Raw genomic sequence first — 14441 nt, forward strand, 5'->3', positions numbered from 1 at the left:
GCATTAGATGATATCATAACTTCACCTGCCTTTGCTGAAATGAAGTTTGTTCTCGCATCAAATACCTTTCTTGGTCTATGTATTGACTTGAACTCATCTTTATCGGGTATTATCAAGGATTCATAGAGTCCGTTTCTATTTCCCATATACAAATGCATTCCATGTGCTTTTATATCAAAAACTGGTGCATCTGGAATTTGGAAATGTCTCTTAGTATTGTTGTCTATTCTAATGGTAAACTCATTGTTCGATGCTTTTTTCCAAAAAGCATCGAATTTGCTTTTTATTCCATTTAAGTTTATTGTGGTTTTGCTTTGTTCATTCAAAAGCCAGTCGTTTCTTAAAAAAGCTAATTTTAAGAGGTTGTAATATTCTGAATTAGAAAAGGGCTTAATAAGGTCATCCATTAATACCGAGCATACATCTCCTTCTCTGTTGATCAAAAATAGTCTTCCTAGATAGATGTATCCATCTACAAATTTGTTGTCTATTTGTAACGTCAAAGGTTTCATAAGACTGATTTTTCTATGCGAATTCTAGTTGCGTAATCAATTATATTGTTTTGTTCCCATAAATCTAGTAGATCTGAGCTAGGTCTTTTATTAGAGGAGAGTACTGGAAATCCATGCCAAACGTCGAATAAGTTTTGTGGTCCATCAAAGTAACTCAATACTTCGTCATCTTTGCCAACTATATACGTGCCATTTTCCACTATTGAGAAAAGTGCTTCGTTTTCTTGGCAAAACCACCATCCTTCATCTGCTAACTTAAATACGCCGTATTGTTCATATTCTTTTATTGACCAAATGGATTTTATTTCGTGTGCGCGCTCTTCCTTTTTTCTATTCGTTTTCCTGCTTTTGTTGTGTCTATGTACAGCTGTGTAAAAGTGTCTATTGCTCGTTGGGCCAAAATTGCCATTTTTGTCCCTCGCTAATTTTGGAAAATTAGGCATTTGAGAAAAACTTGATTTGTGGACGTGCTAGCTTATGAAAGTGAGTTTGAATAAGCAGTGTTTGCAATCTATAGCATTTCAAATGAAAAAGCCGCCCCGCCGGAGCCTCCTTTACCTAGAGGCCCCAGCGGGGCGGCGTCAGTTTCAGTAGCTGCTAGCGCCACTTACCCCTCGTCCTCGTCATCCGACACGGTAGCCGCGGCTACCACCGGCGGCATGGATTCCACGGCCAACTCGTTCATCAGCTCGCGGGCGGGCAGCACGCCCTGCACCTCGGCGATGGTGACGGCGTATTTTTACGGGGAATATCCCTGACATCGTATGAAGCAATTCATTTTTCTAGCACTACTAAGCGTGTCAGTGGCTAGCTATGGGCAGAAGACCAAGAAAGTCACCGAGCAGCAGGGCAGCTCCAAGGAGCAGTACCACGTCTTAAGCACGGATCCGAAAGTCAAGCACGGAGCCTATGCCAGATACGATGGGCGGTCCGGTCACCTGGTGGAGCGGGGGCAGTACCGCAACGGCGTGCGGGACAGCGTGTGGACCGAATACCAGTGGGGCGGCCGCAAGGTGCAAGCCCGCGGCAAGTACCGCAACAACGAGAAAGTCGGAGAATGGGAAGCCTACGGCTACGAGGGTGAACTGGTCCAGCGTTTCGATTATACCAAGCGCCAATTGCTGTTTGAAAAATCCGGCAAATGGGCGGAAAAAGTCACCGCCAAAGCGTTGGAAGCCGACGTGTCCCTTGATGCCAAACCAACCTATCTAGGCGGTTGGGATGCGGTTTTTCGAACGGTCGGGATGAATATCCGATACCCGGCACTGGCATTACGGAGCCAAGTCGAGGGTTATGTGTGGATTGCCTTTACGATTGATGCCGCCGGTAAGGCATCGAACTTCCGGGTGGCCAAGGGCATTGGAGCGGGCTGCGACGAAGAAGCGTTGCGGGTGATGCAACTGGTTCCGGCTAGTTGGTTTCCGGCTCAGGCTGGAGGTCGTTCGGTAGCAGCGGAAGTAGAAGTACCGGTACTATTTGCTATCCGCTAAGCGCAGCAACGACGAGGCCCGTCCCATTGGAGCGGGCCTCGTCGTTGCGGTGCCTGACGTTTGTGCTAACCGCTAGTCTTCGTCATCATCCGACACCGTCGCCGCGGCTACCACCGGCGGCATGGATTCCACGGCCAGCTCGTTCATCAGCTCGCGGGCGCGGAGCACGCCCTGCACCTCGGCGATGGTGATGATGAGCTGCTCCTTGCGCTCCTTCATGCTGGCGCGGCGGGGGTGGGTCTGCACGAAGTTCAGGATCTGGCCGAACTGCTCGCCCTGGAAGTAGGGCTCGTGGCCTTCGCCCGCGTCGAGGTAGCCCTTGAGGGTGTCCTTCTTGAGCGAGACTTTGCTGAAGCCCACGCGGCAGGCCTGCCAGCGCAGGCGCACGATGTCGGCCAGCTGCTCCACCTCGGGCGGCAGCGGGCCGAAGCGGTCCGTCATGCTGGCGAGCAGGCGGCGCAGCTCCTCGGGCTCCCGGGCGCGGTCCAGTTTGCTGTAGAGCTGCAGGCGCTCCGAGACGGAGGTGACGTAGGTATCGGGGATGAGGATTTGCAGGTCGGTTTCCACGTTGCACTCGCGGGGGCGGGCAAAGTCGGCGGCGTCCTTGAGGCGGCCGGTGGTGTCGCCCAGGAACAGGTCGCGGAACTCGGTTTCCTTGAGCTCCTGCACGGCTTCGTCGAGGATCTGGTGGTAGGTTTCGTAGCCCAGGTCGTTGATGAAGCCCGACTGCTCGCCGCCGAGCAGGTTGCCCGCGCCGCGGATGTCCAGGTCGCGCATGGCCACGTTGAAGCCCGCCCCGAGGTCCGAAAACTCTTCCAGGGTGCTCAGGCGCTTGCGGGCGTCGCTCGGGAGGCCGGCTACGGGCGGGGTGAGCAGGTAGCAGTAGGCTTTCTTGTTGGAGCGGCCCACGCGCCCGCGCATCTGGTGCAGGTCGGAGAGGCCGTGCATGTGGGCGCGGTTGATGATGATGGTGTTGGCGTTGGGAATGTCCAGGCCCGACTCGATGAGGTTGGTCGACACCAGCACGTCGTAGTCGTGCTCCACGAACTGCATCATGCGCTTTTCGAGCACGTCGCCCTCCATTTGGCCGTGGATGCTGGTGATGCGGGCGTCGGGCACCAGGCGCTGAATCAGGGCGGCCTGCTCGTCGAGGTCCTTCACGCGGTTGTGCACGTAGAACACCTGCCCGCCGCGCTTCAATTCGCGGGCAATGGCGTCGCGCACCAGGTGCTCGTCGAACACGGCCAGCTCCGTTTGCACCGGCTGGCGGTTGGGCGGCGGCGTGCTGATAACCGACAGGTCGCGGGCGCCCATCAGCGAGAAGTGCAGGGTGCGCGGAATGGGCGTGGCGGTGAGCGTGAGCGTGTCCACGTTCACCTTCAGCTCCTTGAGCTTGTCCTTGGTCTTGACGCCGAACTTCTGCTCCTCGTCGATGATGAGCAGGCCGAGGTTCTTGAACTGAATGTCCTTGTTGGTGAGCCGGTGCGTGCCGATGAGGATGTCGGTCTTGCCCTGGGCTACCTTTTCCAGGGTCGCCTTGGCCTGCTTGGTGGTCTTGAAGCGGTTGATGTAGTCGACGGTGACGGGCAGCTCGCCCAGCCGGTCGCGGAAGGTCTTGAAGTGCTGCATGGCCAGGATGGTGGTGGGCACCAGCACGGCCACCTGCTTGCCGTCGGCCACGGCCTTGAAGGCGGCCCGAATGGCCACTTCCGTCTTGCCGAAGCCCACGTCGCCGCACACCAGGCGGTCCATGGGGTGGGGCTGCTCCATGTCGTGCTTCACGTCCTCGGTGGCCTTGGCCTGGTCGGGCGTGTCCTCGTAGATAAAGCTGGATTCCAGCTCGGCCTGCATGAAGGAGTCCTTGGCGAAGGCATGGCCGGGCGCGGTTTTGCGCTTGGCGTAGAGGCGGATGAGGTCGGCGGCAATGTCCTTGACCTTCTTCTTGACCGCCTTCTTCTTGTTTTCCCACTCCGGCGAACCAAGCTTGCTCATGGTCGGCGGCGTGCCCTCGGCGCCCGAGTACTTGGCAATCTTGTGCAGGGCGTGGATGCTCACGGTCAGCACGTCGTCGTCGCGGTACACCAGGCGGATGGCTTCCTGCTGGTGCCCGTTGATTTCCACCTGCGTCAGGCCGGCGAAGCGGGCAATGCCGTGGTCCTGGTGCACCACGTAGTCGCCGGGCTGCAGGGTGCGCAGCTCCTTGAGGGTAAGCGCCTTTTTCTTGGAAAACTTGCGCTTTTCCTGGGCGCGGTAGTAGCGCTCAAAAATCTGGTGGTCGGTATACACCAGCAGCTTCCGCTCTTCGTCGATGTAGCCCTCGCGGAGGCCCAAAGCCAGGTGCTGAAAACGGATTTCGCGGCCCAGCTCGTCGAAGATGGTGCGCAGCCTATCGAGCTGCCGCATGGATTCGGCGGTGAGGATGGTGGTGAAGTCGCGCTGCTGGTTTTCGAGCAGGTTCTTCGTGAGGCGCGAGAAGTCCTTGTTGAACGAGGGCTGCGGCTTGGAGGTAAACTGCACCTGCTCGGCTTCCTTGTAGTAGAAGCGCTTGCCGAATTCCAGCACCGGAAACCGCTCCAGGTGCTTCTTGAGCGCCTTGGTCGTCTCGAACAGCTCCTCGGGCTTCGACACGATTTTGACGCCGTGGCCTTCTTCCAGCACGGTTTTGAAGTTCTGCTCGGCCTTGTCGAATTGCTCGCCTACCACGTCCAGCAGCTGGCGCACGTCCTTGGTCCAGATGGCGGTGTTGGCCGGCAAAAACTCCAGGAACCCCTCGCGCTTCTCCGTGAGCAGCTTCGTCTGCACGTTCGGCACGATGCTGATCTGCTCCTTGCGCTCCACCGACAGCTGCGACTCGGGGTTGAACGTGCGGATTGAGTCGATTTCGTCGCCGAACAGCTCGATGCGGTAGGGCAGCTCGTTGGCGTAGCTGAACACGTCGACGATGCCGCCGCGCACGGCGTACTGCCCCGCCTCGTACACGAAGTCGGTGCGCTCGAAGTCGTACTCGGCCAGCAGCTCGCCCAGAAAGTTCACGTCCAGCCGGTCCCCGACCTTGGTGGAGAAGGTGTTCTGCACGAGGCTCTGGCGGTTAATTACCTTCTCACTCAGCGCCTCGGGGTAGGTCACGATGAGGGCACCCTTGGGCAGCGGCTCCCCGTCCTGCTTGGCCTTGGCCTTGGCCTTTTCGTCCGCCGTCTTGCCCTTCTCGCCCGATTTGCCGGAGAGGCGGTTTAGCACCTCGGCGCGCATGAGCACGTTGGCGTTTTCCGTCTCGTCAAAGGAGTAGGAGCGTTTGTAGGAGCTGGGGAAGGTCAGCACTTCCTCCCGCTCACCCACCAGGTGCTGCAGGTCGGAGGCGAAGTAGGCGGCTTCTTCCCGGTCGTGCAGGATGAACACGAGGTGCTCATCGGGCCGCTCCAGGTGCAGGGTGGCGGCCACCACCGCATCCTGGCTGCCGACGAGGCCGCGCAGGTGGAAGCGTTGGCCGGCACCGCCTTCCACCCCGGGCTTGAGGTTCAGGGCCAGGGTCTGGATGTCGGTGTCGAGCGAGTAGAGGCGGAGGAATTCGGAGGTCTGCACGGTATAGCTGCTTCGGCGGGGAGCAAAGGTAGAAGCCCGGCCGGATGCAATTCCGGTCGGGCGCGTCTTACAATACCACGGCGGTGGGGCGAAAGTTTCCGCGGAAGGACGGTGGGCCGCAACATTGCCGGGGCCCCACCGTCGAAAGCCGCGCAACGACGCCGGCAGACTTACTTAACTCCGGCGGCCCAGGCGTCCAGGCGCTTTTCCAGCACGGTCAGCGGCATGCTGCCGCCCAGCAGAATTTCATCGTGAAAAGCGCGCAGGCTGAACTTCGGGCCGAGCTGCTTTTCGTAGCGGGCCCGCAGCTCGCTGAGTTTGAGCTGCCCGATTTTGTAGCTCAGCGCCTGCCCCGGCACGGCCATGTAGCGCTCCACCTCCGCCGTGGCCGCCTGCTCGCTGATGGGTTCGTTGGCCATCATGTAGGCAATGGCCTGCTCGCGGGTAAACGTGCCGGTGTGCAGGCCCGTGTCGATAACCAAGCGCAGGGCCCGGTGGATTTCGTTGCCCAGGTGGCCCATCAGCTGGTGCAGGTCGGTGAACAGGCCCAGCTCCGGGCCCAGGCTTTCGGCGTACAGCCCCCAGCCTTCGGCAAACACCGCATAGCCGCCCATGCGCCGGAAAGCCGACAGGTCGGGGTTTTCCTGCTGCAAGGACAGCTGGAAATGGTGCCCCGGAATGGCTTCGTGCAGAAACAGGGTTTCCATGGCCGGATTGGCGGCTACGTTGAACTGAAGCGGGTCCAGAATCGGGACGTAGAACACCCCTGGCCGCCCGCTGGCCAGGTCGCCCACGCTGTATTGGGGCGCGGCCGAGGCGGCACGGAAGGCTTCCGTCGCCCGCACTTCAAACCGGCTTTTGGGCACGCGGCCAAACATGCGGGGCAGCGCCGGCGCAATCCGGGCCTGCACCGCGCGGAAGGCCTCCAATACCTGCTCCTGGGTTTGGAAAGGCCGGAACTGCGGGTCGGTCCTGACGAATTCAAAGTAGGCATTCAGGTCGCCCGCGAAGCCGATGCGGGCTTTCACGCGCTCCATTTCCGCCCGGATGCGCGCTACTTCGGCCAGGCCGAGCCGGTGAATCTGCTCCGGCGTGAGGGTGGTCGTGGTATTGGTTTGCACGGCGTAGGCGTAGCGGGCCGCGCCCTGCGGCAGCGCGCCGTAGCCCGCGCTGCTACGGGCCCGGGGCAGGTATTCGGTTTCCAGAAAATCGGCCAGCTTCTGATAGGGCGCCACCACGTCGCGCCGGATGGCTTCCTGGTAAAGCGCCGTCAGGCGGGCCTGGTCGGCCGCTGAGAAATCGGCCGGAAAGGCGGCTATCGGGCCGTAAAACAGGCTCTTGGTCGGATCGGTCACCACCATGGCACGTAGCTGGGGCACCATCCGGGCCACCACGGCTTTGGGCAGCACCACGCCCGCCCGCATGCCCCGCCGGAAATTGCCGATGGCCGAATCGACCAGCACCGGGTAGTGGTGCAGCCGGGCCAGCCACCGGTCGTAGTCGGCCACCGTCTTAAAGGGTTGCGCGCCCTTGCCCGAGCCGTGAATGGGCAGGGTGTTGGTCAGCGACCAGACAAATTGGTTGAAGGGCATCATCCAGTTGTTGAATGCAAACCCCTGCAGGCGTTGCGTCAGCTCGTAGTCCAGGATGTCGTAGCTCACCTGGTCGGTGGCGCTGAGCCGGGCCCGGTCGAAACGGCGCAGCCGGGCGCGGTAGTGGCGGTAGAAGCTGCGCACCGTGTCGCGAAAGGCCTGGGTCTGGTCGTTGGGCAGCTGGTCGTCGAATTGATGGTCACCCCACGCGGTAGCGGTCAAGGGGTACAACTGAAACCGGCGGTGGTTGAACTGCTCCAGCAGCGCTGCGAGTGTTTCCGTCGTGCGCGCCGCCGCGGCCCCCGAAGCCTTGGCCCGGGGCGGTTGCGCGCCGGCCCCCAGGCTCCAGCACGCAGCGAAGACAATGAGCAGGTACTTCATACCAATAAGATCAGGCTATTTGTAACTAAATCAGTCGGTAATAGACTTATTTTTATCCAATATGTTGAGTACACCCCCAGGCGGTCCATGCCGGGACAACGTGTCCGATTGGGTGGGCCGCCGATGAAAAGCCAAATGCCGCCGATCCAGGCAGAATGCCATACCGGCTAGAGCCAGCGCATAGCGGCACTAGGCCGGTGGGCGTTGCAGACCGTCGCGCAAGACGTTGTTGGGCGACCATTCCGCCCCATCCGTATGGGAAACGCCGGAGTTGGTCGGAAATACTTGCGGCGGTAGCCTCACGCGGCCGTACCTTCGGGCTATACTTCACTTCCAGTTCAATTAGTGCGCGGTTCTTCTCACTTAGCTATTGGCCTGATTACCGGCGCCGGTATTGCGGCCGTCACCTCCGATGTGCGCTTTTCCCTGCCCGGCATTGCCCTGGCCGGCTTTTCCTCCCTCGCCCCCGACCTCGACCACCCCAACTCGCGCCTGAGCAAGCGCATGGGCTTTCTGCAGAGCTACGTGCGCTGGGCCTTTGCCATGATGGCGGCCATGCTCGCCATTTTCGCCTACCTGAACCTGCCGCCCGGCCCCAACCAGCGCGTGGCCTACACCGCCGCCCTGGCGACGTTTCTGATTGGCATGGCCATGCAAAACCAATCGGTGCGCAAGCTGGCGCTGCTCTTCACCGGCGCGGCCTCGGTGCTGATTGGCCTCTACGAGCAAATGATCTGGCTGAGCCTGCTCGGCGCCTTCGTGACGGTGGCCCCGTACACCTCGCACCGCTCCTACACCCACACCATTTGGGCCGCCGCGCTCTGGACCTACATCGGCCATCTGGCCAACGAAGACTTGGGCTGGCACGGAGTGGCCGCCTACGCCGGCGCGGGCTACCTCTCGCACCTGCTGGCCGATACGCTTACCAAGTCCGGAGTGCGGTATTTTTTGCCGCTATCGGACAAAGCATTGAAAGTGCCGCTGATTTCAACCGGCACGACCAGCGGCAACCTGCTGGAAGTGGGGATATGTGCCGGCTACGCCCTGCTGGTGGCGCTGCTGTGGTGGCAGCGGTACAATTTAAGCTAAACTAGTTTTTTTCCAAAAATGGGAATAACTCCATCATACCCACCTACAACAATATACACCTTAAGAAATATCGGTGTAAAGTGGGCGGGTATCGGCTGGGATTTGTAACATTGCAACCTCAGACGAAGCCATGAGGAGGGGCGCATCGTCGGCCGCTCTTGCTACTACCGGGTAGCAGGCCGCGGTTGCAACCTCTGCCCGGCGTAGTGAGTCAGTAGCTGCACGGACCGTTAGTCAGCTATTGCTTTTAGCACTATTATTGGGTAAATTATGGTATTAGTTTGAGGCATCTTGCACCCTTATTCCAGCCCACTTCCTTATGTCTTTGTACCTTTGGCCACTTCCGGCTACCGGGCCTGAAGCCTCCGCACCCTTCTCTTACCCTCTTGCACACCTCTCGCAATCATGAGTCACATCAATAGCCCGCTGATCCGGATAGGCGTCTTCTATGACGGCAACTATTTCCTCAAGATCAGTGATTACTACTACTTCCAGCACGACCGTAAGGCCCGCATCAGCCTGGAAGGTCTGCACGAGTTCATTCGCCACCAAGTGGCCGAGGACGAAGACGCCGACGTGCGTCTGTGCCAGATAACCGAACCCCACTTCTTCCGCGGCCGCCTCTCGGCCACCGAAGCCCGCGACAAGGACCGCCTGTTCCACGACCGTCTGCTCGACGACATTCTCATGAATATGTCGATCCAGACCCACTACATGCCCCTGAAGACGCGCGACGGCCGCCTGCAGGAAAAAGGCGTGGACGTGTGGCTGGCCCTGGAAGCGCTGGAACTCTCGATGACCAAGCACCTCGACGTAGTGGTGCTCATCGCCGGCGACTCCGATTACGTGCCCCTGATCAAGAAGCTCAACACCATCGGCACCCGCGTGATGCTGCTGAGCTGGGACTTCAAATACACCGACTTCAAAGGCGAAAACCGCGTAACGCGCCCCTCCCAGCTGCTGCTGGAGACGGTGAACTACGCCGTGGCCATGAACGAGGTCATCGACAACAACCGCGGCGGCGACCTGGTAGACAACCTGTTCGTGAGCCAGCCGGAGCCCTCGCCCTACCCGAACGTAGCTACGCCGAAGCCCTACGTGCCTTCGGCTGCCGGTCCGGAAGGCTCGATTGGCATCAGCACCATCAAGAACCTGAAGAACGGCTACGGCTTCGTGGTGATGCCGCCCAACAACCTCTTCTTCTCGTACGCCGACATGGCCGAAGGCCAGGACTTCAACGAGCTGCACGAAGGGGATTGGGTTGAATTCACCGTCGGCCGCAACCACCGCAACGAAGACTGCGCCCGCAACGTGCGCAAGGTAGAGGCACCCGCCGAAGGCGAGTACCAGCACGAGCCCGAAGGGGCCGAGTCGGAAAGCCTCTAACCGCTACTACCTACCCACTTCGGCCCGGAGCCTTCCGCCGCCGGACCGGTCGATTTCCGCCGCAGGAAACGGCCGCGTCCGGCGGCGGTGCGTTTGGGGCTCGGCTATTCCTCGGCGGGCTTCTCCAGGCCGAGCTGCCCGGCTACAGCCTGCACAAACTCGCGCTTGGTGGCCGGGTAGCGGTTGAAGGTGCCCAAGCCGCGGGCCACTACCAGATTGCGCGCCGGGCACTCGATGCGGCCGCCCACCACCACGAGGCTCTTGCCGTGGTGCTCCACCTCGGCGTGGGCCACGAGGGCGTCGTGCAGGTGCACGGGGTGCAGGAAGTTGAGCTTGAACTCGACGGTGGACACAAATTCCTGGTCGAGAAAGGCCTGGGTGAGGGCGGCGGCGCCGAGCACGGCGTCCATCAGCCCGGCGATAATGCCGCCGTGGGCGGTGCCGGGGGAGGAGAGGTGCTGCTCCTGCACCGTCATGGCGTAGCTCACGCGGCCCGGGGCGTGCACGCTGAGCTGCATGCCGTTGGTGCGGCCGTAGGTATTGATTTGGTCGTAGAGGGCCACCAGGGTGGCAACGTCGGGCAGGGCGGCCATAAGGCAACGATGGGCTTGGGAATGGCCGAAAAGTTAGGGTTCTTTCCTCAGACCCTAACCCCCTCGCCCGATGGACCCGCAGCCCCTGCCCACCCGCCCCACGTTTGCCGATTTCTACCCGTACTACCTGCGGGAGCACCGCCGCCCGGGGACCCGGGTGCTGCATTTTGTGGGTACCTCGCTGTTTTTGGCCGGCGTGGCCGGGGCCGTGGCCACGCGGCGGCCGGCGCTGCTGCCCGCGGGCATCGTGGCGGCGTACGGCTTTGCCTGGTTGGGGCACTTCTTCGTGGAGCACAACCGGCCGGCCACCTTCAAGCACCCGTTGCTCTCGTTGCGCGGCGACTTCCGCCTGTACTGGGACCTGCTGCGCGGACGGGAGCGGTTTCAGGAGTAGCGGCGGTTACAGCGCCTTGCGCATCAGAAAGTGCGGAACCGTGCCGAAGAGCGTGTGCGAAGGCTCTACCACAGCGTAGCCCAGCCGCTCGTAAAAGCCCACGGCCGACTGGCGGGCGTGCAGCACGATTTCCGTCAGGCCCTGCTGGCGGGCGGCGGCTTCGAGGTAATCGAGCAGCTGCCGGCCCACGTGGTGGCCCTGCCAGGCGGGGCTGACGGCCATGTAGCGCACCTGGCCCTGGCCGGGGCCACTGGGGTGCAGGCGGGCCACGCCGGCCACCGCGCCGTCGGGGGCGCGCCAGAGCACGTGGGTGGTGGTCGGCGCATCGTCGTCGGCGGCCCGCTCCGAGCCGGGGGGCTGCTGCCAGGGCTGGCGCAGCACTTGGTAGCGCAGTTGATAGTAGGCAGCCCAGTCGGCGGGGGTGCGGGGTGTATCGAGGGAGGCGGTCATGCGTAGAAGGCCGGAGGCGCGGCGGGGCGCAACGGAGTAAGGGTTGTGCTTCGGCCCAAATTAGCCAACTTTGGCCTCCCGAACGGCCCCGCGCCGCGCAGTACCCATTCCCCACCATCCGACCATGGCTTCCTTCGACATCGTCAGCAAAATAGATCCGCAAACCCTCGAAAACGCAGTCAACAACGCCAAAAAGGAACTGCTGACGCGCTACGACTTCCGCGACACCAAGGGCGGCATCGAGCTGGACAAGGCCAACAACATCATCACCGTTTCGTCGGAAAACTCGATGAAGGTGAAGTCCCTGGAGGATATCCTGATGACGCGCATGGTCAAGCAAAACATCGACCCGACCAGCCTCGACTTCACGGCCGAGGAGGAGCCGAGCGGGGCGCTGATCAAGAAAAAGCTGAAGGTGCGCGCCGGCATCGACAAGGACCTGAGTCGCAAGATTCAGAAGCTCATCAAGGACTCCAAGCTGAAGGTGGAAGCCCAGATTCAGGGCGAGCAGCTGCGCGTGACGGCCAAGAAAATCGACGAGCTGCAGGCCGTCATTGCCCTGCTGCGCCAGAACGCGGCCACCATCGGCCAGCCCCTGCAGTTCGTGAACATGAAATCCTAAATGTGGAAAATGTGGGGAAACGTGAATAATGCGGAAAGGCTCTGGCCTGAGCGCATCAAGTCATGTTCCGCATTCCGCACATTCTGACACATTTCGCACATCCAATCCAGTGTTTGACTTCTCCGTTTTTGCCAGTGCCCAGGCGTGGGTGAGCTTGCTGACCCTCACGTTCATGGAAATCGTGCTGGGCATCGACAACATCATTTTCATCTCCATCGTCGTCAATCGGCTTGACCCGGCCCAGCAGAAGCGGGGCCGCACCATCGGCCTGCTGCTGGCCCTGCTGATTCGCATCGGGCTGCTGATGAGCATTTCGTGGATTGTGGGGCTGAAGAACCCGCTGTTTCACGTGGATGTGCCCTGGGCCGAGCACGACTTCGGCGTGACCGGCCGCGACATTATTCTCTTCATCGGCGGCCTGTTTCTGATCGGCAAGAGCACCACCGAAATCCACACCAAGCTGCAGGGCGAGGAAGAAGTCGACGGCCCGGGCAAGACCTATAGCTCCATGGGACGCATCATCGTTCAGATCGTGCTCATCGACATCGTGTTCAGCTTCGATTCCATCCTGACGGCCGTGGGGCTGGTGGACAACGTGCTGATCATGATCCTGGCCGTTATCCTCTCCATGTGCGTGATGCTGGCCTTTTCGGGCGTGGTGGCTGGCTTCGTCAACCGCAACCCCACCATCAAGATGCTGGCCCTGTCCTTCCTTATTATGATTGGGGTGATGCTGGTGATGGAGAGCTTCCACAAGGAAATCGAAAAGGGCTACATCTACTTCGCCATGTTCTTCTCCTTGGTGGTGGAGCTGCTGAACATGCGCCTGCGCAAGCAAGCCGAGCCCGTGCAGCTGCGCGACTCGCGCTTCGACTAGCACGCCGGCCCTATCCGCGGTATGCAAACGCCCGCTGCAGTCATGCTGCAGCGGGCGTTTGGCTTTGGTGCGGGGCCTAGAGTCGTACCAGCAGGTACACGGCCATGATGGCAATGATGGCGGCAACGGCGGCCGCGTCGCAGGTGGTTTTGGCCGAGCTATGGCGGCGGTTGCCCCAGGCCGCAATAGCGCCCACCACCCCGGCAATCAGGGCCAGAGCGCGGGAAAACCAGTCGTCGGCGTAGCTCAGGGCGCGCTCGGGGTCGGTGCCGCTGAGGTAGTAGGCCCGCACCCGCCCGAACAGCGCGCTGCGGCGCAGGTGCAGGTCGGTGCCCGGCGGGTAGGTGTAGTCGGCCCGAAACGACACGCTGGGCGTGACAATGTGGTAGTACGAGTCGATGACGCCGCGGCGGTCTTCCACCTGCCGCAGCTCGATGCGCTGCACCACTTCGTGCGGGTAGTCGCGCAGCCACACAAAATCCAGCAGCAGCGCCGCGGCAAACGCTAAGAGCAGCCGGCAGATCAGCCGGGCCTGGGGCGCATAGCGGGCGTAGAAAGCCGCTTCGCGGTCGAGCCCGCTCGGCGGTTGCTGCTGGAGCCGAATTAAGTGTTGACGGCGTAGCTCAGCCGACGTAAGCGTGGCGTAGGCGTGCTCCAAGTCGGCGCGCTGGCGCTGCATGGCCGGGTCGGCGGCTGGGGCCATGTGGAGCACACGGTACCAGTGCCGGTAAGCCCGCTCGATCTGGGCCGGCGTAGCCGAGTAGGGCACGCGCAGCACCTGGAAGGCATTGCCGCCGAATGGCTGCGCGTACACCGGGCGCGCCGGTTGGCGCCGGGCCTGCAGCTGGGCGTCGTAGCGGGCGCGCAGGGAGGGCTGGCGCAGCGTGTCGTAGGCTTCGTTGACGAGCAGGTAGCGGCGGTGCGCCGCCGGGTCGGGCGTGCGGTCGGGGTGGGTCAGGCGCACCAGCCGCAGGTAAGCCCGGCGAATGTCTTCGGCCGAAGCCTGCTCGGGCAGCTCCAGCACCTGGTACAGCGTGGTCACGGGGTGGCGTCGGTGGCTAGGGCCACCACGGCCGGTACCTGCGTGGCCACGCGCTGGCGCAGCAGCTCCAGCAGGCGGCGGTTTATTTCGGGGCGGTGCCGGCGGTAGTAGGCGTATTCGGGGGCGGTCAGCAGAGCCGTCACCAGGCCCACGGCCGTGTGCTGCAGGCGCTGGTTGCGGCGCAGCAGCTCGTCGAGCAGGCGGGCTTGGTCGGCGGGGGCGGCGCTAGGCAGCGGCAGGCGGTAGTCGCGGGCAAAATCGGCCGTCAGCTGCAGCAGGCGCAGGTTGAGCAGCTTCAAGATGGGGCGCAGCGCCCCGTGCAGCAGCGCGTCGGCGGTAAGCTCGGGCGTAGCGGCGGGCTGGGCGTCCACGGCCGGGCGCAGGCCGCGCAGCACCGCGTCGGTGCGGTCAGAATCGGTCATAACGGGCATAAA

At 61.5% G+C, this 14441-nt stretch carries 14 protein-coding genes; 6 read left to right on the plus strand and 8 right to left on the minus strand.

From position 1 onward, the window contains the following. Together LJ737_RS21885 and LJ737_RS21890 are read right to left on the minus strand one after the other, a co-directional pair. A partial coding sequence (locus LJ737_RS21885) for a hypothetical protein (protein ID WP_227768895.1) occupies window positions 1–512 on the minus strand: 512 nt, incomplete at its 3' end. Then, on the minus strand, window positions 509–955 hold the full coding sequence (locus tag LJ737_RS21890; protein WP_227768896.1) for a hypothetical protein: 447 nt from the start codon (window positions 953–955) through the stop codon (window positions 509–511). The genes LJ737_RS21890 and LJ737_RS21885, both read right to left, overlap by 4 nt. Window positions 956–1276: 321 nt before the next feature. Here LJ737_RS21890 and LJ737_RS21895 point away from each other — a divergent pair, with 321 nt between their 5' ends. Next, window positions 1277–2002, plus strand: coding sequence for an energy transducer TonB (locus LJ737_RS21895; RefSeq protein WP_227768897.1), 726 nt, complete (start codon window positions 1277–1279; stop codon window positions 2000–2002). 72 nt (window positions 2003–2074) lie between these two features. Here the strand turns inward: LJ737_RS21895 and mfd are convergent, their stop codons facing one another. Then, window positions 2075–5581, minus strand: coding sequence for a transcription-repair coupling factor (gene mfd, locus LJ737_RS21900; RefSeq protein ID WP_227768898.1), 3507 nt, complete (start codon window positions 5579–5581; stop codon window positions 2075–2077). Between the two features lie 170 nt (window positions 5582–5751). Continuing rightward, window positions 5752–7554 carry a DUF885 domain-containing protein gene (locus LJ737_RS21905; RefSeq protein WP_227768899.1) on the minus strand — a complete coding sequence of 601 codons (1803 nt, stop codon included), beginning with the start codon at window positions 7552–7554 and terminating at the stop codon, window positions 5752–5754. 345 nt (window positions 7555–7899) lie between these two features. Between LJ737_RS21905 and LJ737_RS21910 the strand changes: the two genes are divergently transcribed. After that, window positions 7900–8643, plus strand: coding sequence for a metal-dependent hydrolase (locus LJ737_RS21910; RefSeq protein WP_227768900.1), 744 nt, complete (start codon window positions 7900–7902; stop codon window positions 8641–8643). A 405-nt stretch (window positions 8644–9048) separates the two neighbouring features. Continuing rightward, window positions 9049–10029, plus strand: coding sequence for an NYN domain-containing protein (locus LJ737_RS21915; RefSeq protein ID WP_227768901.1), 981 nt, complete (start codon window positions 9049–9051; stop codon window positions 10027–10029). Window positions 10030–10133: 104 nt separating this feature from the next. Here LJ737_RS21915 and LJ737_RS21920 read toward each other — a convergent pair whose 3' ends face one another. Further along, window positions 10134–10622, minus strand: coding sequence for a PaaI family thioesterase (locus LJ737_RS21920; RefSeq protein WP_227768902.1), 489 nt, complete (start codon window positions 10620–10622; stop codon window positions 10134–10136). 70 nt (window positions 10623–10692) lie between these two features. Here LJ737_RS21920 and LJ737_RS21925 point away from each other — a divergent pair, with 70 nt between their 5' ends. Beyond that, window positions 10693–11016 (plus strand): Mpo1-like protein, encoded by a 324-nt coding sequence (locus LJ737_RS21925; RefSeq protein WP_227768903.1) that lies wholly within the window; start codon window positions 10693–10695, stop codon window positions 11014–11016. 6 nt (window positions 11017–11022) lie between these two features. Here LJ737_RS21925 and LJ737_RS21930 read toward each other — a convergent pair whose 3' ends face one another. After that, complete coding sequence (locus LJ737_RS21930; RefSeq protein ID WP_227768904.1) at window positions 11023–11466, minus strand: GNAT family N-acetyltransferase; 444 nt, start codon at window positions 11464–11466, stop codon at window positions 11023–11025. Window positions 11467–11590: 124 nt separating this feature from the next. On the opposite strand from LJ737_RS21930, the gene LJ737_RS21935 reads away from it, so the two are divergent. Further along, entirely contained in the window at window positions 11591–12088 is a 498-nt protein-coding gene (locus tag LJ737_RS21935) for a YajQ family cyclic di-GMP-binding protein (protein WP_227768905.1), read from the plus strand. Window positions 12089–12197: 109 nt separating this feature from the next. Further along, complete coding sequence (locus tag LJ737_RS21940; RefSeq protein ID WP_227768906.1) at window positions 12198–12965, plus strand: TerC family protein; 768 nt, start codon at window positions 12198–12200, stop codon at window positions 12963–12965. A 76-nt stretch (window positions 12966–13041) separates the two neighbouring features. Here LJ737_RS21940 and LJ737_RS21945 read toward each other — a convergent pair whose 3' ends face one another. Then, window positions 13042–14007: a J domain-containing protein gene (locus LJ737_RS21945; RefSeq protein WP_227768907.1), complete on the minus strand. Its 966-nt coding sequence runs from the start codon at window positions 14005–14007 to the stop codon at window positions 13042–13044. Then, window positions 14004–14429, minus strand: a complete 426-nt coding sequence (locus tag LJ737_RS21950) for a hypothetical protein (RefSeq protein WP_227768908.1) — start codon at window positions 14427–14429, stop codon at window positions 14004–14006. The genes LJ737_RS21945 and LJ737_RS21950 overlap by 4 nt, the downstream gene beginning before the upstream one ends. Window positions 14430–14441 lie beyond the last annotated feature (12 nt).

It is taken from the genome of Hymenobacter sp. 15J16-1T3B (assembly GCF_020711235.1).
Lineage (GTDB): Bacteria > Bacteroidota > Bacteroidia > Cytophagales > Hymenobacteraceae > Solirubrum.

Coding starts and splice junctions, on each gene's coding strand:
- LJ737_RS21915 (WP_227768901.1), top strand. CDS start 9,049: ATGAGTCACATCAATAGCCCGCTGATCCGGATAGGCGTCTTCTATGAC.
- LJ737_RS21935 (WP_227768905.1), top strand. CDS start 11,591: ATGGCTTCCTTCGACATCGTCAGCAAAATAGATCCGCAAACCCTCGAA.
- LJ737_RS21905 (WP_227768899.1), bottom strand. CDS start 7,554: ATGAAGTACCTGCTCATTGTCTTCGCTGCGTGCTGGAGCCTGGGGGCC.
- LJ737_RS21920 (WP_227768902.1), bottom strand. CDS start 10,622: ATGGCCGCCCTGCCCGACGTTGCCACCCTGGTGGCCCTCTACGACCAA.
- LJ737_RS21890 (WP_227768896.1), bottom strand. CDS start 955: ATGCCTAATTTTCCAAAATTAGCGAGGGACAAAAATGGCAATTTTGGC.
- LJ737_RS21925 (WP_227768903.1), top strand. CDS start 10,693: ATGGACCCGCAGCCCCTGCCCACCCGCCCCACGTTTGCCGATTTCTAC.
- LJ737_RS21950 (WP_227768908.1), bottom strand. CDS start 14,429: ATGACCGATTCTGACCGCACCGACGCGGTGCTGCGCGGCCTGCGCCCG.
- LJ737_RS21895 (WP_227768897.1), top strand. CDS start 1,277: ATGAAGCAATTCATTTTTCTAGCACTACTAAGCGTGTCAGTGGCTAGC.
- LJ737_RS21930 (WP_227768904.1), bottom strand. CDS start 11,466: ATGACCGCCTCCCTCGATACACCCCGCACCCCCGCCGACTGGGCTGCC.